This window comes from Phreatobacter aquaticus (assembly GCF_005160265.1).
Taxonomy (GTDB): domain Bacteria; phylum Pseudomonadota; class Alphaproteobacteria; order Rhizobiales; family Phreatobacteraceae; genus Phreatobacter; species Phreatobacter aquaticus.
The window spans coordinates 207,123-228,612 of record NZ_CP039865.1 but is presented as its reverse complement, the minus strand read 5'-3'; the positions used below and the strand labels follow the sequence as shown (position 1 = coordinate 228,612).

Genomic DNA, 21,490 nt, shown 5'->3' with positions numbered 1-21,490 from the left:
TGAGAGGCCTTGTTCCCACGGAAGTTCAGGGCAGACTGACGTTCCGTTTGGGCAACGCCCGCGTTTCGGCTGCGCATCCCGCAGCGAGCCGGCGGGCCAACAGGGAGTATCGGTCATGCGCATCACTCGTCGACAGGGTCTGCTGGCTGCGGGCGCCCTCATGGCCGCGCCCCTGGTTGCCCGCGCGCAGTCGCGCGACCGGCCGTTGCGCTTCGTGGTCAATGTGGGCCTGCAGAACCTCGACCCCGTCGCCAGCCCGTCCTTCGTGACGCGCAACTTTGCCTATCTCGTCTATGACACGCTGGTCTCCCTCGACAGCAAGGGCCAGTACCGCCCGCAGATGCTGGAAGGCTGGGACATCAGTCCCGACCGTCTGACCTGGAAGTTCCGCCTGCGCTCGGGCCTTGAATTCCACGACGGCAAGCCGGTGACTTCGGAGGACGTGATCGCCTCGCTGAAGCGCTGGGGCGGCCGCGACTCGATCGGTCGCCGCCTGATGGCCGCCACCGCCGAACTCACGCCGGACGGCGCCAATGCCTTCACGCTGAAGCTGTCGCGTCCCTTCGGCGGCGTCATCGAGGCGCTCGGCAAGCCCTCGGTCCATGTGCCGATGATCATGCCGGCGCGCATCGCCAATGCCACCCCGCCGACCCAGCAGGTGCCGGAAGTCGTCGGCTCGGGCCCCTATATCTTCCTGCGCGACGAATGGGTGCCGGGAGACCGCGCCCATTTCCGGCGCAATCCCAAATATGTCCCGCGCAACGAGCCGGCTGACGGTCTCGCCGGCGGCAAGATCGCCAAGATCGAGCGCATCGAGATGCTGACCATGCCGGACATCGCGCTGCGCTTCGCGGCGCTGTCGCGCGGCGAGGTCGATTATCTCGAATATGCCCCGGTCGATCTCATCCCGCGCATGCAGCGCGACCGCAACCTCGTCTTCGCCAAGGCCTCCGGCATGGCCGAGCTGATGTATGGGGTGTCGATCAACCATTTCCAGGCGCCGATGGACAATGTCCTGGTGCGCCGGGCTCTGGCCCAGTGCCTCGACCGCGCGGAAATCCTCGGCGGCGCCGGCTTTGGCGGCGAACTCGGCCGTCCGGACTGCACGTCCATGTTCATGTGCGGCGCCACGTTCGAGAACAATGGCGGCAGCGCCGCGATTGCCGCGCCGAGCATCGACAAGGCCAAGGCCCTGCTGGCGGAAGCCGGCTACAAGGGCGAGAAGATCGTCGTCATGCATCCGCTTGACAGCCCGCTGCTCAATCCGTTCGGCAGCGTGCTGATCGACCGGATGAAGAAGGCTGGCTTCAATGTCGATGTGCAGGGCCTGGAATGGTCGGCCATCGCCCAGCGCTGGGTGCAGAAGAACCCGCTGGAACAGGGCGGCTGGAGCGTCGTGCCGGTGGTCTATACCGGCTTCGACATGTCGGACCCCCTGTCCAATCTGGGCGTCGGCTTCAACTGCACCGGCAATCAGCCCTGGGGCTATTGCGATCAGAAGATGTCGCCGGTCATCGCGCAGTTCGAGGCCGAGAGCGATCCGGCCAAGCGCAAGGAACTCGCCAAGGAGCTGCAGGCTCTGGCGATCGATGCGGCAACCTTCCCGATCGCCGGCCAGTTCCGCAGCCCGGCCGTCTGGCGCACCGAGCTGCAGGGTGTGATCGACTTCGGCTTCCCGGTGATGTGGAACATCGAGCGTCGCGCCTGAGCGGCTCTCCATCCCTCGATGACGATCGCAGGCCGCCTATTCGGCGGCCTGCTGATTCAGGGGCATGCCCTTGGGCGACACGATGAACCCGCCGGACTGGCGCGCCCAGAGTTCGGCATAGAGACCGCCGGAGGCGATCAGCTGGTCGTGGGTGCCTTCCTCGACGATGCGGCCCTCGTCGAGCACCACCAGCCGGTCCATGATCTTCAGCGTGGAGAGGCGGTGGGCGATGGCGATCACGGTCTTGCCGGCCATCAGGTCGCCGAGGCTGTCCTGGATGGCGGCCTCCACCTCGCTGTCGAGGGCTGCCGTTGCTTCGTCCAGAACGAGGATCGGCGCATCCTTGAGGATCACGCGGGCGATCGCGATGCGCTGGCGCTGGCCGCCGGAGAGCTTGACGCCGCGCTCGCCGACATGGGCGTCGTAGCCGTTGCGGCCGGCAATATCCTGCAAGCCAGGAATGAAGGCGGCGGCCTGGGCCTTTTCGGCCGCGGCCTTCACCATCTCGTCGCTGGCCTCGCGCCGGCCATAGAGGATGTTGTCGCGGATCGAGCGATGCAGCAGGGACGTGTCCTGCGTCACCACCGAGATCGCCTGGCGCAGGCTCTCCTGGGTGACGGCGCGCACGTCCTGTCCGTCGATGCTGATCGCGCCGCCCTCGACATCGTGGAAGCGCAGCAGCAGGCTGACCAGCGTCGACTTGCCGGCGCCCGAACGTCCGACGAGGCCGACTTTCTCGCCCGCGCGGATGGTCAGGCTGAAATCATCGACCACCATCCGGTCGCTGCGGCCATAGCCGAAGCGCACGGCGTCGAAGCGGATGGCGCCGCCGGTCACCGTGAGCGGCAGCGCGCCCGGTTCGTCCTGCATGGTCTGCGGCCGGGCGATCGAGCCCATGCTCTCCTGCACCGTGCCGACATTCTCGAAGATGCCCTGGATCTCGGCCGCCACCCAGCCGGACATGCTGATGATCTGGATGGTCAGCGGCAGCACCATGGCGACCGCCGCCACTTCCACCGTTCCCTGCTGCCACAGCATGACCGACAGGCTGCCGATGGCCGCGAGAAGCACGGCGTTGAGCCCGTTGAGCAGCACCGTGAACAGCGTGTTGAGCCGGTGCTGTTTCAGGAAGGCGTCGTGCTGCTCGATCATGCTGTCGCGCACATAGCGATCCTCGTCGCTGGTGCGGGCGAACAGCTTGACGGTGAGGATGTTGGTGTAGCTGTCGACCACCTTACCGGTGACCGCCGAGCGTTTGGCAGAGGCGTACCGCGCCCGCTCGCGCATGCGCGGCACCATGGCGGCGAGCAGCGCCACATAGAGGCAGAACCAGGCGAAGATCGGCAGGGCCAGGCGCCAGTCCTGCGCCATCATCAGGCCGGTGGCCGCGACCCCGTAGAACAGGATGTGCAGGACCGAGCGCATGAGGGCCAGCGCCGTCTCGCGCACCGCGCTGCCCGCCTGCATCACGTGATTGGCGATGCGGCCGGCGAAGTCGTTCTGGAAGAAGCCGAGCGACTGCCTGATGACGTGGTGATGGCTCTGCCAGCGCGTCAGCGTGTTCAGCCCTGCGGAAATGCCGTGGTTCGAGATCGCCCGCTGCAGGAACATCACGAGAGGCCGGGCGACCAGGACGACGAACAGCATCATGGCGAAGGTCGGCCAGGCCGTGGCCAGCAGCTGCTCGCGGGGGACCTCGGTCAGGATGGCCATCAGCCGGCCGATGAAATAGGGGATCGCGGTTTCGAGCAGGGCCGCCACCATGCCGACGACGAACAGGGCCGCGAACAGGCCCTTCGCCTGCGCGATGAAGTACCAGTAGAAGGCGAGCAGCCCTGCCGGCGGGCCGCCAGCTGGGGGGAGGGCCACGGGATCGATACGGCTTTCGAAATAGCGGAGCATGGCAAATCCGGACGGAACGCCGGCGCGTCTCCGGGCGAGTGCCGGACGTCGTGTGCGTTTGTGATGGGGAATCGGGACGGTAACTGGAACTCAATGTGGCGATCGGCGCACGCCCTTGCAACGGGAAGCCGCCATGCGTGGCGGAATGCCGTGCGGATGGCGATATGCCGGTCTCACGAACAGGGGTGGATCAGATGAGCGGTGATGTGACGGTGGTGGACAATCCGGGCGCCAAGAGGTTCGAGGCGGTGATCGGCGATCAGGTGGCCGTTGCCGAATATGTCCTGGGCGACGGCACGATCACCTTTACCCACACGCTGGTGCCGCCGGAGCTTGGCGGCCGTGGGATCGGCAAGGCGCTGGTGAAGGCCGGGCTGGCGGCTGCCCGCGAGCGGGGCCTGAAAGTCATTCCGCTCTGCCCGTTCTTCGCCCGCCATTTCGCCGACCACCCGGAAGCGCGCGATCTGCTGGAGGCGAACTGGCGGGCATCGCAAGGGTGATGAGCGCCCCACCCGCCGATTGCCGGGCTTGCCGCGAGGCGTGTGCATGTCACTCTGGGCGGCGGAAACGCTTCCGCGGAGAGACGAGATGCCTCGCCACGCGCCATCGACCCAGCTCCTCACCCATGAGGTGACCAACCAGCCGCCCGACTTTGCCGGGCGCAATCTCTATCTGTCCGATCCCGTGCTGCGCGAGGCGGCGTGCCGCGAGGGCGGTGACTGGGTGGACCAGCCGCTCGCCGCGCTGGGCGCCGATGTCGGGTCCGAAGAGGCGCTCGCCTGGGGCGAGGAGGCCAATCGCTTCCCGCCGGAGCTCACCGTCTTCGACCGCTATGGCCGGCGCATCGACGAGGCGCGGTTCCATCCGAGCTATCACCGGCTGATGGAGCTGGCGATGCGCCACCGCATCCATTCGATCGCTTGGGCGGAAAACCGTCCGGGCGCCCATGTGGCCCATGCTGCGATGCTGGCGCTCGCCACCGAATGCGAGCAGGGCACGATGTGTCCGATCTCCATGACCTATGCCGCCGTGCCGGCGCTGCGCCATTCACCGGAGATTTCAGCCGAGTGGGTGCCGAAGATCATCGACGGCACCTATGAAGCCGCGCTGAAGCCCATTGCGGACAAGGCCGGCGTCACGGTCGGCATGGCGATGACGGAGAAGCAGGGCGGCAGCGACGTGCGCGCCAACACCACACGCGCCTATGCCGAAGGCGATGCGTTCCGGCTCGTCGGGCACAAATGGTTCTGCTCGGCGCCGATGTCGGATGCCTTCCTGACACTCGCCAATACCGAGCGGGGCCTTTCGTGCTTCCTCGTGCCGCGGATCAAGCCGGACGGCGAGCGCAACAGCTTCCATGTAATGCGGCTGAAGGACAAGCTCGGCAACAAGTCCAACGCCTCCAGCGAGATCGAGTATCACGACACCTATGCCCGCCTCGTTGGCGAGGAGGGGCGCGGCGTTTCGACCATCATCGACATGGTCCATCATACCCGCCTCGACACCATGGCCGGCACGCTCGGCATGATGCGCATGGCGCTGGCGCAGGCCCATCATCACGTGTCGAACCGGCGCGCCTTCCAGAAGACGCTGATCGACCAGCCGGCCATGCGGGCGGTGATCGCCGATCTCGCCCTCGACTACGAGGCGGCTGCGGCACTCACCATGCGGGTGGCGCGGGCTTTCGGCGAGGCGGGCGAGGAGGCGAGGTCCTTTGCGCGGCTGGCGGTGGCGGTCGGCAAATACTGGCTCACCAAGCGCAATCCGAACTTCGTCTATGAGTGCATGGAGTGCCATGGCGGCGCCGGCTATGTGGAGGAAAGCCCGTTGCCGCGGCTGTTCCGCGAGAGCCCGCTCAATGCGATCTGGGAGGGCTCGGGCAATGTCATCGCGCTGGACGTGCTGCGCACCCTGTCCAGGGAACCGGCTGCGCTGGCGATCTTCATGGCGGAGCTCAATCTTGCGCGCGGCGGCAACCGCCTGCTCGATCAGGCGATCGACGATCTTGGCAACGCCGTGCGGACCCTGCCGCAGGAGGCCGATGCGCGCCGCATTGCCGAGACCATGGCGCTGACCCTGCAGGCGAGCCTGCTGGTGCGGCACGCGCCCGCCGAGGTAGCCGACATGTTCATCGCGACGCGGCTGGGCGGCGAAGGCGGCCGCAGCTACGGTGTGTTGCCGCGTGGCGCGGCAATCGAAACCATTGTCGGGCGGGTGGCGGCATGAGCATCACGAACATCGCATTCGACGTCCGTCGCGACGACCTCCGGCAAACCCGCATGGCGACCGGCGTGATCGATGAGGCGGCGGAGGTTGCGGCCGGCAGGGCCGTGCTCGCCATTGACCGTTTCGCGCTGACCGCCAACAACATCACCTATGCCGCCTTTGGCGACCAGATGTCCTATTGGGCCTTCTTCCCGGCCGGAGACGGCTATGGGCGGATCCCCGTTTGGGGCTTTGCCGACGTGGTGGCCTCGGGCGTTGAAGGCCTTGCTGTCGGCGAGCGGATCTATGGCTATTTTCCGATGGCGTCGCATCTCGTCGTCGAACCGGTGAAGCTGTCGCCGAAGCGCTTCGTCGATGGCGCGGCGCATCGGCGCGAGCTGCCGCCCGTCTACAATTCCTATGATCGCGTCTCGGCCGATCCGGGCGATGCGCGGGCGCGCGAAAACGCCCAGATGATCCTGAAGCCGCTGGTCATGACCTCGTTCCTGATCGCGGACTTCCTCGACGACAACGGCTTCTTCGGCGCGCGCCAGGTGCTGGTGTCGAGCGCCTCGTCCAAGACCTCGCTCGGCCTCGGCTTCTGCCTTGGCCGCCTTGGCGCGAACGGGATCCGCTCGGTCGGCCTGACCTCGCCGGGCAATCGCGCCTTCGTCGAGAGCGTCGGCTATTTCGACGCGGTCGCGACCTACGACGCCATAGCCAGCCTCGATCCGGCGGTGCCGACGGCCTATGTCGACATGGCCGGCAGCGCCGATATCCTGACCAAGGTGCACCAGCATTTCGGCGACAACCTCGTCCATTCCTGCCGCGTCGGCGGCACCCATTGGGAGGGGCTCGCCGGTCGCATGGACCTGCCGGGCGCGCGGCCGAAATTCTTCTTCGCGCCGGCCCAGATCCAGAAGCGTCACGGTGACTGGGGACCGGGTGGCCTGGAACAGCGCTTTTCCGGCGCCTGGGAGGCCTTGACCGGCTCGGTCGGCACCTGGCTGGAGGTGCGCGAGGGGCAGGGGGCTTCTGCTGTCGAGACGGCCTATCGCGACACGCTGGAAGGCCGCGTGCCGCCCCATGCCGGCCTCGTCCTGTCGCTCCATCCGTAGCGATGCCGCTTTGACGCACAGCGTCCAACGCGCGACACTGGCGCATGGTCCTGTCCTCGAAATCGATCACCCGGCCCGGTCTGCGCGGCATCCTCACCGGCACGCTGCTGGTGCTGATCGCGGCGCTGATCTTCTCGGTGACCGCGGTGGTGGTGTGGACCGCCACCCGCGAAGCGCAGCGCTCCATCGGCCGGTCGCTGGCCGATCTCTCGGCCTATATGCGCGAGGCGCTGGAAAGCGACGTCTACGAGCGCTGGCGCCAGCTGCGGACCGTTGCCACGCTGCAGGCCTTCGTCGATCCGAACAGCAGCTACCGGCAGCAACGGTCCATCCTCGACCGCCTCAAGGTGAATGTGGAGGAGGTGGTCTGGATCGGCTTCGCCGATGCCAATGGCCGGGTGGTGTCGGCATCTGGCGGGGTGGGCGAAGGCAGCGATGTCAGCAACCGCCTGTGGTATCGCGCCGCGCGCTTGCGCTCGTCCAGTTCCAACGATCTGCAGGGGCAGTCGCAGGCACCGGCGGGCGAGCGCGTGGTGGAGATCGGCACCAATGTGCGCGATGCCAATGGCGAGGTGATCGGCACGCTCGGCCTCCTGGTCAACTGGGACTGGCTCGGCCATCTCCGGCGCTCGCTGATCGACCGCTCGCGCGACCGGCAATCCGATCTCGAGGTGCTGGTGCTCGACCGAGACGGGCGGATCGTCATCGGCGATCCGAATATTCTCGGCAGTCTTGCCGCCGTCGTTGCCCGGCGTTCGGACGGCTACGAGATCGAGAAATCAGCCGATGGCCGCGCCCTGCTGATCGGCACAAGCAGGGCCGCCGGCGGGCGTGGTATCGAGGGCTTGGGCTGGCAGATCGTGGTGGCCTCCAGCGCCGCCGTGGCCTTCGCCCCAGTCGATACATTGCGCCGGCAGATCATCGCGGCCGGCGGCATTGTCGGCCTGATGGTGCTCGCCGCCGGCTGGTGGGTGGCCGGGCGCATCGCCAGTCCGCTTCAGGCGATCGCCGCGCGCGCCGACCGCGTCGGTCTCGCCGATGCGCTGGATGGCGTGGTGATCGAGGTGCCGCAATCCTCGTCAAAGGAAGTGGTGTCGCTTGCGGCCTCGCTGCAGGGGATGATCGATCGCCTGGCGGATAACGAGGAGGCGCTGAAGCATCTCGCCAATACGCTGGAACTCCGGGTTGTCGATCGCACTGCCGAGCTCGAGGCGGCAAACCGGGCGCTGTCGGCTGCGCGCGACGATGCGGTTGCCGCGACTGCCGCCAAGTCGCGCTTCCTGGCGGCTGCCAGCCATGATCTGCGCCAGCCGCTGCATGCGCTCTCGTTGTTCGCCAATGCGCTGGCCCGCCGGGTCTCCGGGGACGAGCCGCGCCGCCTCGTCGCCAATATGGAGACGACGCTCGGCTCGCTGCAGGACATGTTCAACGCGCTGCTCGACGTGTCCAGGCTCGATGCCGGCATCGTGGAGGCGGACAAGCGCGTCTTCGTCATCGGCGACCTGCTGGAGCGTGTGGCGGCCGGGTTCCGGGCCCAGGCCGGAGCGCACGGCCTGGAGTTCCGGCTTGTGCCCTCGCGCCTCGCCGTGGTCAGCGATCCGATCCTGATCGAGACGGTGCTGCGCAATCTCGTCGGCAATGCGCTGAAGTTCACCGAGCGGGGTGGGGTCTTGGTCGGCGTCCGGCGACGCGGCGACACGGCCATCCTGGAAATCCACGATACGGGGCCCGGCGTCGCGGTGGAGGATCGCGACCGCATCTTCGAGGAGTTCGAGCGGTCCAAACACGCGGCCCATGGCCAGAATGACGGCCTCGGTCTCGGCCTGTCGATCGTCAAGCGCCTGTGCAACCTGCTCGACCACCCGGTCAGCGTCGCCAGCCACAAGGGCCATGGCACCGTGTTCCGGGTCGAGCTGCCGGTGGCCGATGTCGTGCTGCTGCCGGCCCCCGCGGCGGTGGCGGCCGAGCCGTCGCTGGCCGGTCGGCGGATCCTCGTGCTGGACGACGAGCCAATGATCGTCGACGCGCTGGCCCGCACCCTGCGCGATGATGGCGCCGATGTCACCGCAACCGGCAGCGCCGAGGAGGCGACCCGGGCGCTGGCCGCCGACGGGGCCGCCTTTGATCTCGCGGTGATCGATCTGCAGCTCGACCATGGTGTCGACGGTCTTGAGCTTGCCCATGGCTGGCGGACGGAGGGCGGCCGCGGTCTGCCGATGCTGATCGTCACGGGGTCGACTGATCCGACGACGCTGGCCCGCCTTCAGTCGAGCGGCATTGCCTGGATGACCAAGCCGGTGGCGGTGCCGGCCTTGCGCGCCAAGGTCGCCGAAATGGTCGCCGCCTGATCGCCTAGAGCTTGGCGAGCAGGGGGGCTGCGGCGGCGACGGCGGCAGCGCGGTTGTGCACACCCAGATGGCGGAACAGGGCGGCGAGGTGGATCTTCACCGTGCCGTGGCCGAGGTCGAGCGCGCGGGCGATTTCCTTGTTGGATCTGCCCTGGACCAACAGGCCGAGCACGTCGCGCTGGCGCGGCGTCAGGCGGGTCAGGTCGATGACATGGGCGGCGGGCGGCGCGGTTCGGCCGGCGGCTCCCAGCGCCATGCTGGACGGCACGAAGATCGCGCCATCGACAATGGCCTGGAGCGCTGCCACGAGGTCGGCATCGACCAGCCGCTTCGGCACGAAGCCGTTGACGCCGGCGGCCAGCGCCTCCAGCACGTCGTTGCGGTTCTCGGAGGCACTGACAACCGCGATCGGCAGATCGGGATAGCATTCGCGCACGGCGGCGAGGCTCGCGGCGCTCGCCATTCCCGGCATGGAGAGATCGAACAGGGCGAGGGCTATGTCGCCATTCTCGCCGAGACGGGCCAATGCCTCGTCAAGCGATCCCGCCTCCTCGACGTCGTCGAAGCCGAGCCTGTCCTTCAACGTGAAGGCCAGGCCCATCCGGTACATTCCATGGTCGTCGGCAATCACGGCGGTACGGCGAGACATGACCGACAGGGGTAAGGCCCCGCCCGGCCAAGTGTCAACGTCAGGCCGGGCCGCCACCGGTCAAACCCGCGTCAGAGCGGGTTAAATTTTCTTCATTCGGCCGGCGTGCCGTGCGGCACGGTTTCGTTGGCGGTCTTCTTCACCGAGCCGCGGCTGCCGATCCATTCGCTCAGCCGATCGAACATCAGGTAGACGACCGGCGTGATGAACAGGGTGAGCAGCTGAGAGACGATCAGGCCGCCGACCACCGCCATGCCGAGGGGCTGACGGAGCTCGGCGCCGGCGCCATGGCCGATGGCGATCGGGACGGCGCCCAGAATGGCGCAGAGCGTCGTCATCATGATCGGCCGGAAGCGCAGCACGCAGGCTTCGATGATCGCCTCCTTGGCGGAGACCCCGTGGCTTTTCCGCTCGATTGCGAAGTCGACCATCATGATGGCGTTCTTCTTCACGATGCCGATCAGCATGACGATGCCAATCATGGCGATGACCGAGAGATCGAAGCCGGTGAGCTGCAGGGTGAGCAGCGCGCCGATGCCGGCCGACGGCAGGCCTGACAGAATGGTCAGCGGGTGGATGAAGCTTTCATAGAGAATGCCGAGGATGATGTAGATCACCAGCACGGCGGCAAACAGCAGCAAGCCCTGGTTCGCCACCGCCTGCTGGAACACCTGCGCGGTGCCCTGGAAGGATGTCGCGACCGTTGCCGGCAGGCCGACCTCGCGGGCCGCCGCCTCGATCCGCTCGACGGCCTGTGACAGGGCGACGCCCGGTGGCAGGTTGAACGAGATGGTGACGGCCGGCAGCTGGGCGAGATGGCCGACGGTGAGCGCGGTCGGGGTCTCGCGCAGCTTGGCCACGGCATCGAGCGGCACGATCATGCCCGTGCTGGAGCGCACCGACAGTCGCCGCAGCATGTTGGTGGTGTCGCTGTATTTCGGATCGGCCTCGAGGATCACCTGATAGGTGTCCTCCGGTGCGTAGATGGTCGAGACCTGACGCACGCCGAAGGCCGAGTAGAGCACGTTGCGGATCGCGTCGGCATTGACGCCGAGCCTCGAGGCGGCATCGCGATCGACATCCACCATGGTGGAGCGGGCGCGCATCTGCAGGTCGGAATTGACGTCCAGAATGCCAGGAAGCGTCCGGATCTTGGCCTCCAGGATCGGGGCGAAGGTCCGCAGGCCCTCGAGATCGGGTGACTGCAGCGTGTACTGGTACTGGCTGCGGCTCTGCACGCCGCCGACATTGATGGTCTGGATCGCCTGGAAGAAGGCCTGGATGCCGACCACGCCGGCCGCGGCGCGACGCAGGCGCTGGATCACTTCCGTGGCGCTCGCGGTGCGCTCCGGCTTCTGGCGCAACGTGATGAAGAGGCGGCCGGAATTCTGCGTGTTGGCGGCATTGCCGCCGCCGACATTGACCATCACCGAGACGACGTCGGGATCGCGCCCGATGACCGCGCCTAGCTCGCGCGAGCGCACCACCATGGCCTCGAAGGACGCATCGTCGGGCCCGAGTGTCGCCGCCGTGATCAGGCCGTTGTCCTCCTGGGGGAAGAAGCCCTTGGGAATGTCGCGGAACAGGATGAAGGTGAAGACGAAGGTTGCCGCCGTGACGCCGAGCATGATCAGCGGGATGCCGACGACCTTTCGGACCGCCCAGGCATAGCTCTTGGTCAGACCGGTGAAGAAGCTCTCGAACCAGCGCAGCAGGAAGAACGGGCGGTGATGCGGGTCATGGGGCTTGAGCGTGCGCGAGCACAGCATGGGCGTCAGCGTCAGCGAGACGATGCCCGAGATCAGGATCGCCATGGAGATGACGACGCCGAACTGGGCGAACATGCGTCCGACGACGCCGCCCATGAACAGGACGGGGATGAACACCGCGCAGAGCGAGATGGTCATCGACACGATGGTGAAGCCCACCTCGCGCGAGCCGACGAGGGCGGCCTGGAACGGATCCATGCCCTCCTCGATATGGCGCATGATGTTCTCGAGCATGACGATGGCGTCGTCGACGACGAAGCCGACCGCCAGCGTCAGGGCGAGCAGGGAGATGTTGTCGATCGAATAGCCCAGCACATACATGCCGGCGAAGGTGCCGATGACCGAGATCGGCAGGGCGATGGCCGGAATGAGGGTGGCGCGCCAGCTCTTCAGGAAGAACCAGATGACGATGATCACCAGCAGGCCGGCCAGAGCCAGCGTGAACTGCACATCGGCAACCGATTCGCGGATCGTCAGCGAGCGATCGTTCAGCACCTGGATGTTGTAGGCGGCCGGGGCTTCGCTGGTGATCTGCGGCAGAAGGGCACGGATGCGGTCGACGACCTCGACCGTATTGGCGTCCGGCTGGCGATAGACCGCGAGCACGATGGCGCGCTTGCCGTCGAGCCAGGCGGCAATGCGGTCGTTCTCAACGCTGTCGGTCGGGGTGGCGACATCGCTGAGGCGAACCGGCGAGCCGTTCTGGTAGGAGACGATGATCGGCGCATAGTCGGCCGCCCGCATCAGCGGGCCGGTGGCGTCGAGGATCGCCGAGCGCGGCCCCTCGTTGACCGAGCCGACCGGACGGTTGGAATTGGCAGCAGCCAGGGCCGTCTGCAGGTCGGTCAGCGTCATGCCGCGCGAGGTCAACTGGTCGAGGTCGGCGCGGATGCGGACGGCATATTTCTGGGTGCCGAAGATCAGCACCTGGGCAATGCCGGGAAGGGTCGCGATGCGGGGCAGGATCGACGAGTTGGCGAAGCGGTCGACGTCGGAGAGGCGCGCCAGGTCAGACGACACGGCGAGGAACATCACCGGCTGGTCAGCCGGGTTCACTTTCCGGAAGCTCGGCGGCGTCGTCAGATCGGCCGGCAGGCGGCGCATGGCGGTGGAAATCTGCGACTGAACGTCAAGCGCCGCGCCGTCGATGTTCCGGGCGAGATCGAACTGCAGCACGATCGAGGTGTTGCCGTAGGACGAGGTCGAGGTCATCGAGGCGATGCCCGCGATGGTCGAGAACTGCTTCTCGAGCACGAGGGCCACCGACGAGGCCATGGTCTCGGGGCTGGCGCCCGGCAGCTGCGCCGTCACCTGGATGGTCGGGAACTCGACGCGCGGCAGGGCCGAGACCGGCAATTGCCGGTAGCCGAACAGTCCCGCGGCGACGAAGGAGACCATCAGCAGGATGGTCATGACGGGACGGCGGATGCAGAGTTCCGAGAGCATGGTTCAGATCCCTCAGCTCTGCCGGCCGCGGGGCGGGGTGTCATTGGCCGCGGCCCCGGTCGGTCGCGGAACCACCGCGATGCCGTTGGTCAGCCGCAGCTGGCCGGACGTGATCACGTCCTCGCCGCCGACCAGTCCGGAGGCGATGATCGCCTGGTCGCCCAGAGTGCGCGCCACCGTGACATTCGCCACCGCCGCGCGGCCGTCCCTGGCCGTGAACACATAGCTGCCGTTCTGCCCGACCTGGAGCGCCGAGGTCGGAATGACGATGGCATCGGCCTGGAAGCCGAGCGTGATCTTCACGGGCACATAGGCGCCCGGCCACAGCACTTCCGTGCCGTTCACCATGCGGGCCTTGGCGGTCACCGTGCCGGTGGCGAGATCCACCTGGTTCTCGATGAACGCGACCGTCCCATGGGCCGTCTGGCCACCAACATTGGCATCGACCTTGATCTGGGTCGGATCGGTGCCGAGTGCCGAACGGAGCTCGTAGAAGGTCGCCTGGGGCACCGCGAAGGCGATGTAGATCGGGTCCATCTGGTTGACGGTCGCCATGGCGGCGACATCGGCAGAACGCACGAGCGCGCCCGGCTTGGTCGAGATCGAGCCGATCCGGCCCGAGACCGGCGCCCGGATGACGGTGAAGCTGATCTGGGTTGTGATATTGTCGCGATTGGCGTTGTCGGCGACCAGCTGGGCCTCGAGCGCGCGCAGCGAGGAAATCGCATTGTCGCGGGCGACTTCGGTGCCGACGCCGCGGCGGAACAGGTCAGTGGTGCGGTCGCGGTCGCGGGTGGCCTGCTCGATCTGGGCCTTGGTCCGCTCGATCTGGGCCTCAAGCTGGGCCAGCTGGGCCTTCAGGGTCCGGTCGTCGAGGGTGAACAAGAGGTCGCCCTGCTTGACCTGAGCGCCTTCCGAGACGTGGACCTGGGCCACCTGGGTGTCGATGCGCGGCTTGATCTGGATCGAAGCCATCGCCTGGACCGTGCCGACGGCGTCGACCACGATCGGCATGCTGCGCTTTTCGACACGCGCGAGATTGACCGGCACGGCGGGGGGAGCAGCACGCTGCGGCTGGGCGCCCGGGGCCGGGCGCGGCGTTCCCGCCGTCTGGGTTCCACCGGGCTTGCTGGCGCCGATCAGGCTCTGTGCCTTCACATAGGCCTGTTCGGCGAGATCCGGCCGCCAGGTGGCGATGCCGCCGACAATGGCGAGAAGCCCGAAAACGATGACGATCCTGAGCATCGGCCCTGTCCTCCTGGGCGCCGGACTGCGGACACAGTCCGCCATGGCCCGGTTTCCCAAGAGTCAGGTTAGGCTTTGTATGGAGCAAGAGACATTCGGCCCGATGGTCTAGACCGTTCCGACTCTTGGCACGCAGGTCAGAACTTGACGCTGGTGAAGAACCGGACCGTGCGGCCGGGCATCAGGACCTCGTCCTTACGGAACGAGACCGAGTTGCGGATGTCCTCGTTGAGCAGGTTGGTGCCGGTCAGGCCGACAGTCATCTCCTTGAACGCCGAGCCGCGCAGGGCCATGCGGTAGCTGAGTTCGGCATTGAGCAGGTTGTAGCCGGCTGTGCGCGTTTCGTTCGGCGCGGTCTCGGTGTGGGAGAAGGCGTGGAGCAGCGTCATCCTGGCGAACCAGTTGGCATCGCGCCAGTAGACGCCGCCACCCAGGCGATGCGGCGGAATGCGCGGCACATTGGTGCCGTCGGCGAACCGGGCGCGCACGAAGTCATACTGGCCCTCGACGCCGATTGTGCCGGAGCCGAGCTGGCCGATGTCATATTGCGAGCGCAGCTCGGCACCATAGAAGGTCGCATCCTGCTGGCCGAAGACGACCTGCTGCAGTTCGGTGCCGCCGGTGCCGCAGCTGGCGAAGTCGTCGTCGCAGGTGACGCCGGTCAGGCGCTTGTAGATGAAGCCGGAATAGCGCGTGTAATAGGCGGAGGCGTCGACCCGCCAGGGGCCCTGCGCGCGCCTCAGTCCGAGCTCGAAAGTGGTGGCGGCCTCCTTGCGCAGGTTCGGATTGCCGATCTCGAACGTGCCGGAAGCCTCGTGCGGTCCCTTGGAGAACAGCTCCTGGGCGCGCGGCGCACGCTCGACATATTGGCCCGTGATGGAGCCCACAAAGCCGAAGGGCAGGTTCTGCAGGAAGCCGAGGCTGGCGCTCATCGGGGTGAAGGCGCGCGTCGCGCCGAATTCATTCGGCAGGGTCGGACCGAGGTAATCGGCCGGGAAGGTCGAGGCCGTCCCGGTGATGCGGGCCTGCTCGATGCGGAACGCCGCCTGCATGCGGGTTTCCGGCGTGAAGGCCAGTTCGTTGAACAGGAAGGCCGCGGCGGTGCGGGTATTGGCAGGCGACAGCAGGCCGCCAGCTTCGCCGGAGGTTCCGAGATTCTGCGCCCCGAGCTGGACGCCGAAGACCGACGACAGCGTGCCGATCGGGGTCGTCAGCGGCTTGAACGCCGTCTCGACGCGGCCCTCCAGCTCCTGGTTGCGGAAGGTCGCGGCGGTCTCGAAGCTGGACCCGACTAGGCTCTGCTCGTTGTGGCGGTAGAGCGAGCCACCGAGCCAGAAGCGGACAGCATCGAGCGGGCCGCCGTCGAAGCGGAACTCGCCCTTGGAGGCGATCCGGGTCTGGATCATGTCGATGCGGGTGCGGTTTGCGGCGGGCTCGACGCCCGGCATGCCGTAGAGCGCATTGAACTGCGAGATGCTGGCTCCGATGAAGCCGTTGTTGAAGAAGTATGAGGCGCCGAACGAGCCGCCATAGGTCTGGGAATAGGAATTGGCTTGGCGGCCATGCGGGGTCGCATAGTCGCCGGCGCTGCGGGCGTAGATGTCGGCGGAATAGGCCCAGTTGCCCGAGCGGCCGCGCACCTGCGCCGCGCCGTCGTGGCCGTTGTCGCCCGAATTGAACGAGCCGCGGATCTGGCCGGATACGCCCTCCGGACCAAGCCGGGTCGGGATGCGCTCATTGGTGACATTGACCACGCCGCCGATCGCCGCCGAGCCGAAGCGCAGCGCGGCCGGCCCGCGGATGACCTCGATCCGCTCGGCCGCGAGCGGGTCGATCGGCACCGCGTGATCTTCCGAGAGATCGGAGACATCGGCCGAGCCGAGGCCGTTTTCCTGGATGCGCACGCGGGCATTGTCGAGGCCCCGGATCACCGGGCGATTGGCGGAACCGGGCGCGAAACTGTTGCCGGTGATGCCCGGCAGGGTGAACAACTGATCGCCGAGCGAGGAGCCGCCATTGCGCTGGATGTCGGCCTCGTTGACCACGGTCACCGGCACGAAGGCGCGATCGATCACCTGCAGTTGGCCGGGGGTGAGGGCAAGGTCGGGACCGGCATCGGCCGGGCGACGGGGCGCCTCGATCAGGATTTCCGGAAGCGCGGTCTGGGCCGAAGCGGAAGCGGGCAGAAGCACCAGGGCGGCGAGCCCGAGAAGGCGGGGGCGCGCGAGACGGCGAGGGGACATGCAAAGGCTCCGGTCCGCCAGTGGCGGCATAAGTGATGTAATAACGTTACATCAATTGGATGTGCCGATGTCAACCTCTCCGGCGACCGGACCCCGGGAGAAAGCCCTGGTGGGCCTGGCTGCAAAGCATGAAACGCGAGGCGCAGGCCAAGGGGTTCGATTGAAACACCTGCCGCACATTGTCCGGTCAACCGCAGTGCTGGAGAGCGCCAATGAAGGCTCGTCCGGAGACGCTGCGCCACTGACACCGCCGGACGCCCCGGCGCATGCCGATCCAAGGAGCCGACCCATGTCCAACAAGTCCCTGCCGCGCCGCTTCATCATGGCGACCACCCTTGCCGCCATGGCGATTGGTTTCGCCGCCAAGGCCTCGGCCGCCGATGCCGTGACCATGTTCAAGGTGATCAGCCCGCGTGACGAGATCTTCGTCGGCGTGCCGGCCGCCGATCTCGCCGCCATGGGCCAGGGTGCGCCCGCCGAGGCGATCGCCCGCAAGGTGGCCGCCGATGGTCAGCTGTCGCTCTGGCAATATTCGGTTCAGCGCGGCGCCAATGGCGCTCTGGTGATGGCGCCTGTGGCGCGCATCGGCGTGTTCGCCGCGGGTATCGTGCGCATCGAGCCGTTCACGCCGGTCCATCCGGTCGTGGCGCCGAACTGAGCGCAGGCAGCCCTCTCCCGATGGCCCAGAGCCCCGGCATCGATATCGCAACGATCATCGCCCTGCTGGTCGCGGGTCTGGCGGTCTATTTCGCCTGAGTGCGGCTCAGCGATCTGCCACCTGGAACCCCGCCCAATAGGGATCGCGATCGTCGATCGTGATGGTCGAGGTCCCGGTCACCCTCGCCCAGCCCTCGATCGAGGGGATGATGGCGTCGAGGGTGCCGACTTTCGCCGTGCCTTCGATCCTGCCGGTGAATTTCGAGCCGATGATCGATTCATGCACGAAGGCGTCGCCGGGCTTCAGGCGGCCCGTCGCGGCGAGTTGCGCCATGCGGGCCGATGTCCCCGTGCCGCAGGGCGAGCGGTCGATCGCCTTGTCGCCATAGAAGACGGCGTTGCGCGCCGTGCCGCCATTGCGGGGCGCGCCGGTCCACATCACGTGGGTCAGGCTGTTCAAGGCAGGATTTTCCGGGTGCACGATGGCGTGGCGGGCGTTGAACGCCTTGCGCAGCAGCGGCGATAGCCTGAGCACGTCCGATGGCTGGAGGTCGTCGAGGTCGCCATAGCCTGGCTGCGGCTCGACGATCGCATAGAAATTGCCGCCATAGGCGACGTCGACCGTCAGGCTGCCAAAGCCGGGCAGGTCCACCTCATAGCCGCGCCCGAGCAGGAAGGACGGCACATTGGTGAGCCTGACGCTCTCCACATAGGGACCGTTCTGGACATAGCGCGCTTCCACCAGACCTGCCGGCGTGTCGAGCATCAGGAGCCCCGGCACCTTTGGCGTCACCAGGCCGTGCTCAATGATCGTGGTCACCGTGCCGATCGTGCCGTGGCCGCACATGGGCAGGCAGCCCGAGGTCTCGATGAACAGGATGCCGACATCGCAATCGGGCCGTGTCGGCGGATAGAGGATGGAGCCCGACATCATGTCGTGGCCGCGCGGCTCGAACATCAGGCCGGTGCGGATCCAATCGTGATGGGCGAGGAAATCCTGGCGCCGGTCGAACATGGTGGCGCCGGCGAGCTGCGGGATCGAGCCGCCGGTGACGACGCGCACCGGATTGCCGCAGGTGTGGCCGTCAATGCAGAAGAAGGTGGTGCGGGGCATGGGCCTGATCCAGACAGCTTGAGCCTGTCCGGTATGCTGCGGAGTTTTCAGATGCGCAACCCGCCGGGCGATCAGGTGCTGGCGCGAAGCTGGCGCGGGGCGAGATCGCCGCTCATGTCGTCGGGAGCAAGCGGAGGCGCCAGCGGATTGATGGCCGTCTGCGGCACGGTTGCGAGTGCGACCCGGCACCGGCCGAGCGCCTTGGCCGAATAGAGAGCGGCATCGGCGGCCGCCAGCAGCATGCGGACATCGGTGCCGTGCTGGGGCGAACAGGCGATGCCGACGCTGACACCGATCTCGCAGGGGATGCCATCGACATCGTAGGTCCGCGCGATCTTGGTGACCAGGCGTTCGGCAAACTCCACCGCATTCGCCTCGGTCAGGCTGTCGATCAGAACCACGAACTCGTCGCCGCCGAGCCGTGCGGTCACGTCGCCGATGCGCACCAACGCATTGAGGCGGTCGGCGACCATCTGGAGCACCCGGTCGCCGGTGGCGTGGCCGTGGGTGTCATTCACCCGCTTGAAACCGTCGAGATCGAGATAGAGCACGGCATGACCGGACTGATCCCGGCCCGCACGCCTGAGCCGATCGTTCATCTGGCTGGTCAGATTGGCGCGGTTGGCGAGGCCGGTCAGGTCGTCGTGGCGCGCCCTGTGGCCGTTCTCACGCTCGGCCACCATGCTGGTGACGAGCATCCGGTTCAGCTGATAGGCAGCGAGCGTCATGCTGATGATGTAGAGCGGCAGCAGGGCGGCAACGACGATCATCACCTCGTGGCCGGACAGGGCGGCACCGAGAGAAATCGGGCCGAGGCTCATCAGCATCATGACGCTAGCCAGGCGCGGTGTCGGGAAGTTGCGGAAGCAGATGCCACCCACCATGGCGGCAGCGGGTACGCAGACCAGCGTCGCCAGCATCCAGTCGCCCGACATGATGGCCAGCAACCCGCCGAGACCGACGCTGGCGCTCCAGGCCAGCGACAGGAGGACGTGCAAGTTCGAGGCGGTCGGCCGGCCAAGCGCCGCGGCCCGGCGGGCGTGGACCAGGACGACCAGGCGGCTGATATTGATCAGGAGCTCGATGATCAGCCAGGCCAGGAAGGCGGGGCGCGGGCTGACGATGTTGACGACGACAGGCAGGAGCAGGGTGGCGCAGATCCCGCCGATGAACACCGGCAGGCTGCCGAACATCTGGGACAGAAGATCCACGCGCACGTCGTCGGGGGTGCCGGCGGGGGCCTCGGCCAGCCAATTGGTCAGCCGCCAGCTGGGCCGGCTGTAAACGGCGGAATCGCTATGCATGGGTCTCATCCCCGGTTGGGGGGAATAGACCGATCGCGAGTCAACGGCAGGTTAATACCACCGCGCTGCACTGCGGTATGGCTAACGCTGATGCAGCATTTGCTTCAATTTAATGTCAAAATCAGCGGAGAGATTTCACGTACGCTCGGCGGAGAGCCGATTTCGCCAGAATTCGGCGCGTTCTTGAAGCTTTGCCTGCTGGAGGTAGGGGGTGTCGATCTCGCCGAACTGCTCGAGTGCTTCGAAGGTGAATGCGGCTTCTCCGTGCCGGTTCCATTCCGCCTGCAGGGCGCGGTTCGGGAAGCTGCCGCTCTTTAGCGAGAACCACAATCCGTTGCGATGGTTGTCGAGATGGCGGCTGCCACCAACCCAGGTCTGCCCGGTCGACGCGCAGCGCACGGCAAAGATGCCAATGCTGGCTTTCCGCTCCTTGTAGGCGGCAATCGCAGCCTTTCGGTCCAATGTCGTCATGTCCTCATGCCTTCCAGCGACCGCCACGGAATGTGCCGGCCGCCGGTGACATAGGGCGGAACCATGGGCTTGTCAATTTTACCCGGATATAATTAGGCCGGCGTCGCGAGCGGCTTGGCCTTCTCGACGACGAATGTGCTGATCAGGCGGATCTTGGACGGGCTGGCCGGGCCACCGGCATGGGCGGTTTCGGGCGGCACCTGGAACGCATCGCCGGGCTTCAGCGTGACAGTCGGACGGCCCGCGATCGGCAGGTCGAAAGAGCCTTCCAGCACATAGCCGGTCTCGATGCCGGGATGGGTGTGGCGACCGGCAACGACGCCCGGCGCGATCTCCACTTCGGCGATGATGGTGACATAGCCGGGTGCCGGGCCATCGGTCTGGGAGAGGACCTTGCGGGTGATGCCGGTGGCGGCGGCGGGCGGTGCGCCCTGCGCGGAGACTTCGGTTGCGGCGAAGCCGGTGACGGCGCAGATGGCGCAGGAGGCAAAGATGCGGCGGCTGATCATGGTGCGTCTGGTCCCTCATGTCGTGGAGCCGGTTCTACGACCGGTTGCCGACACGGTAGGCCAAAGCCATCAGCCGCCTATCCGCATGAACCCCTAAGGCCGCTGGCAAGGGATGCGGCGGGGCGCCATCGGGTCAGGTGCGGGATTTTCTTTCGATGGGTTCCGGCGGCTTGGCGACGCTCGCCCGGCCGGTCAGCAAGGCCATGGTGGCGGAATCGAAGAAGCCGCGGACCTTGACGACCTTGTCGCCACGAAATTCCAGACAGTCGAACCGCTCGCCGTCAAACACGCGGCCAGTGCTCCTCACCTCGATGCGGGCATGCCAGAGGACCGCGGCATCATCGCCGTCGACGATGATCTTCTCGACAACCATGTCGAGCATGGTGAACTCGTTGTGGAAATCCTTCAGTGCCTGGGTCAGGCCGCCAACGCCCAGCCGGGTTCCCGAATGCGGATTGAGGGCCAGATTGCCCATCAGCGTGAACTCGCAATCGTCGGAGGCAAGCGAGAGCAGGTTGCTGGCGTCCCCCCTGGCCCAGGCCGCATAGGCGACCTTGAGCATCTGCGTGCGGGACATGTCGTCGGTGACCAGTTGAAGTGCCATGACTGGTTCGCCTTTCCTTCGGGAAAGGTGCATAGCCGATTTGGGCCAGGCTGCGCACGCCGTTTCCCCAACTGTGCCACTCCTCTTTAGACCTATTCGACACTCGCGGCCTTGTTTCAGGACAAGCCCCATGCGCGGACCTTGATCCGGCCGCCATCAGGCCGGTGGATCGTGTTGCAGGGTGGGTCAGGCAGCGGC

Annotated in this window: 16 protein-coding genes; 6 read left to right on the top strand and 10 right to left on the bottom strand. The window is 66.8% G+C overall.

The features are described from left to right. Positions 1 to 115: 115 nt before the first annotated feature. Positions 116 to 1,708, top strand: coding sequence for an ABC transporter substrate-binding protein (locus E8L99_RS00945; protein WP_137097794.1), 1,593 nt, complete (start codon positions 116 to 118; stop codon positions 1,706 to 1,708). 36 nt (positions 1,709 to 1,744) lie between these two features. Here the strand turns inward: E8L99_RS00945 and E8L99_RS00940 are convergent, their stop codons facing one another. Next, positions 1,745 to 3,610 (bottom strand): ABC transporter ATP-binding protein, encoded by a 1,866-nt coding sequence (locus tag E8L99_RS00940; protein WP_137097793.1) that lies wholly within the window; start codon positions 3,608 to 3,610, stop codon positions 1,745 to 1,747. Positions 3,611 to 3,804: 194 nt separating this feature from the next. On the opposite strand from E8L99_RS00940, the gene E8L99_RS00935 reads away from it, so the two are divergent. From E8L99_RS00935 to E8L99_RS00920, 4 genes are all read left to right on the top strand, one after another. Beyond that, complete coding sequence (locus E8L99_RS00935; protein WP_137097792.1) at positions 3,805 to 4,110, top strand: GNAT family N-acetyltransferase; 306 nt, start codon at positions 3,805 to 3,807, stop codon at positions 4,108 to 4,110. Between the two features lie 88 nt (positions 4,111 to 4,198). Continuing rightward, positions 4,199 to 5,836, top strand: coding sequence for an acyl-CoA dehydrogenase family protein (locus tag E8L99_RS00930; RefSeq protein WP_137097791.1), 1,638 nt, complete (start codon positions 4,199 to 4,201; stop codon positions 5,834 to 5,836). Further along, on the top strand, positions 5,833 to 6,933 hold the full coding sequence (locus E8L99_RS00925) for a DUF2855 family protein (RefSeq protein ID WP_252511215.1): 1,101 nt from the start codon (positions 5,833 to 5,835) through the stop codon (positions 6,931 to 6,933). The genes E8L99_RS00930 and E8L99_RS00925 overlap by 4 nt, the downstream gene beginning before the upstream one ends. A 44-nt stretch (positions 6,934 to 6,977) precedes the next feature. After that, positions 6,978 to 9,281, top strand: a complete 2,304-nt coding sequence (locus E8L99_RS00920) for a hybrid sensor histidine kinase/response regulator (RefSeq protein ID WP_137097790.1) — start codon at positions 6,978 to 6,980, stop codon at positions 9,279 to 9,281. Between the two features lie 4 nt (positions 9,282 to 9,285). Here the strand turns inward: E8L99_RS00920 and E8L99_RS00915 are convergent, their stop codons facing one another. The 4 genes from E8L99_RS00915 to E8L99_RS00900 form a co-directional block, all read right to left on the bottom strand. Next, positions 9,286 to 9,930 (bottom strand): LuxR C-terminal-related transcriptional regulator, encoded by a 645-nt coding sequence (locus tag E8L99_RS00915; RefSeq protein ID WP_137097789.1) that lies wholly within the window; start codon positions 9,928 to 9,930, stop codon positions 9,286 to 9,288. A gap of 92 nt (positions 9,931 to 10,022) precedes the next feature. Further along, positions 10,023 to 13,145: an efflux RND transporter permease subunit gene (locus E8L99_RS00910; RefSeq protein WP_137097788.1), complete on the bottom strand. Its 3,123-nt coding sequence runs from the start codon at positions 13,143 to 13,145 to the stop codon at positions 10,023 to 10,025. Between the two features lie 12 nt (positions 13,146 to 13,157). Further along, positions 13,158 to 14,390 (bottom strand): efflux RND transporter periplasmic adaptor subunit, encoded by a 1,233-nt coding sequence (locus tag E8L99_RS00905; protein WP_168201518.1) that lies wholly within the window; start codon positions 14,388 to 14,390, stop codon positions 13,158 to 13,160. A 137-nt stretch (positions 14,391 to 14,527) separates the two neighbouring features. Further along, complete coding sequence (locus E8L99_RS00900) at positions 14,528 to 16,633, bottom strand: TonB-dependent receptor (protein WP_137097786.1); 2,106 nt, start codon at positions 16,631 to 16,633, stop codon at positions 14,528 to 14,530. Positions 16,634 to 16,922: 289 nt separating this feature from the next. Between E8L99_RS00900 and E8L99_RS00895 the strand changes: the two genes are divergently transcribed. Further along, entirely contained in the window at positions 16,923 to 17,291 is a 369-nt protein-coding gene (locus E8L99_RS00895; protein ID WP_137097785.1) for a hypothetical protein, read from the top strand. 105 nt (positions 17,292 to 17,396) lie between these two features. Here E8L99_RS00895 and E8L99_RS00890 read toward each other — a convergent pair whose 3' ends face one another. The 5 genes from E8L99_RS00890 to E8L99_RS00870 form a co-directional block, all read right to left on the bottom strand. Beyond that, a complete protein-coding gene (locus E8L99_RS00890) occupies positions 17,397 to 18,404 on the bottom strand; it encodes a 4-hydroxyproline epimerase (RefSeq protein WP_137097784.1) in 1,008 nt (335 codons plus the stop codon). 71 nt (positions 18,405 to 18,475) lie between these two features. After that, entirely contained in the window at positions 18,476 to 19,708 is a 1,233-nt protein-coding gene (locus E8L99_RS00885) for a GGDEF domain-containing protein (RefSeq protein ID WP_137097783.1), read from the bottom strand. A gap of 135 nt (positions 19,709 to 19,843) precedes the next feature. Further along, positions 19,844 to 20,179: a GIY-YIG nuclease family protein gene (locus E8L99_RS00880; protein ID WP_137097782.1), complete on the bottom strand. Its 336-nt coding sequence runs from the start codon at positions 20,177 to 20,179 to the stop codon at positions 19,844 to 19,846. 92 nt (positions 20,180 to 20,271) lie between these two features. Next, positions 20,272 to 20,688, bottom strand: a complete 417-nt coding sequence (locus tag E8L99_RS00875) for a cupin domain-containing protein (protein WP_137097781.1) — start codon at positions 20,686 to 20,688, stop codon at positions 20,272 to 20,274. A gap of 133 nt (positions 20,689 to 20,821) precedes the next feature. Further along, complete coding sequence (locus E8L99_RS00870; RefSeq protein ID WP_168201517.1) at positions 20,822 to 21,292, bottom strand: nuclear transport factor 2 family protein; 471 nt, start codon at positions 21,290 to 21,292, stop codon at positions 20,822 to 20,824. Between the last annotated feature and the right edge of the window lie 198 nt (positions 21,293 to 21,490).

Coding starts and splice junctions, on each gene's coding strand:
- E8L99_RS00945 (WP_137097794.1), top strand. CDS start 116: ATGCGCATCACTCGTCGACAGGGTCTGCTGGCTGCGGGCGCCCTCATG.
- E8L99_RS00940 (WP_137097793.1), bottom strand. CDS start 3,610: ATGCTCCGCTATTTCGAAAGCCGTATCGATCCCGTGGCCCTCCCCCCA.
- E8L99_RS00935 (WP_137097792.1), top strand. CDS start 3,805: ATGAGCGGTGATGTGACGGTGGTGGACAATCCGGGCGCCAAGAGGTTC.
- E8L99_RS00930 (WP_137097791.1), top strand. CDS start 4,199: ATGCCTCGCCACGCGCCATCGACCCAGCTCCTCACCCATGAGGTGACC.
- E8L99_RS00925 (WP_252511215.1), top strand. CDS start 5,833: ATGAGCATCACGAACATCGCATTCGACGTCCGTCGCGACGACCTCCGG.
- E8L99_RS00920 (WP_137097790.1), top strand. CDS start 6,978: ATGGTCCTGTCCTCGAAATCGATCACCCGGCCCGGTCTGCGCGGCATC.
- E8L99_RS00915 (WP_137097789.1), bottom strand. CDS start 9,930: ATGTCTCGCCGTACCGCCGTGATTGCCGACGACCATGGAATGTACCGG.
- E8L99_RS00910 (WP_137097788.1), bottom strand. CDS start 13,145: ATGCTCTCGGAACTCTGCATCCGCCGTCCCGTCATGACCATCCTGCTG.
- E8L99_RS00905 (WP_168201518.1), bottom strand. CDS start 14,390: ATGCTCAGGATCGTCATCGTTTTCGGGCTTCTCGCCATTGTCGGCGGC.
- E8L99_RS00900 (WP_137097786.1), bottom strand. CDS start 16,633: ATGTCCCCTCGCCGTCTCGCGCGCCCCCGCCTTCTCGGGCTCGCCGCC.
- E8L99_RS00895 (WP_137097785.1), top strand. CDS start 16,923: ATGTCCAACAAGTCCCTGCCGCGCCGCTTCATCATGGCGACCACCCTT.
- E8L99_RS00890 (WP_137097784.1), bottom strand. CDS start 18,404: ATGCCCCGCACCACCTTCTTCTGCATTGACGGCCACACCTGCGGCAAT.
- E8L99_RS00885 (WP_137097783.1), bottom strand. CDS start 19,708: ATGCATAGCGATTCCGCCGTTTACAGCCGGCCCAGCTGGCGGCTGACC.
- E8L99_RS00880 (WP_137097782.1), bottom strand. CDS start 20,179: ATGACGACATTGGACCGAAAGGCTGCGATTGCCGCCTACAAGGAGCGG.
- E8L99_RS00875 (WP_137097781.1), bottom strand. CDS start 20,688: ATGATCAGCCGCCGCATCTTTGCCTCCTGCGCCATCTGCGCCGTCACC.
- E8L99_RS00870 (WP_168201517.1), bottom strand. CDS start 21,292: ATGGCACTTCAACTGGTCACCGACGACATGTCCCGCACGCAGATGCTC.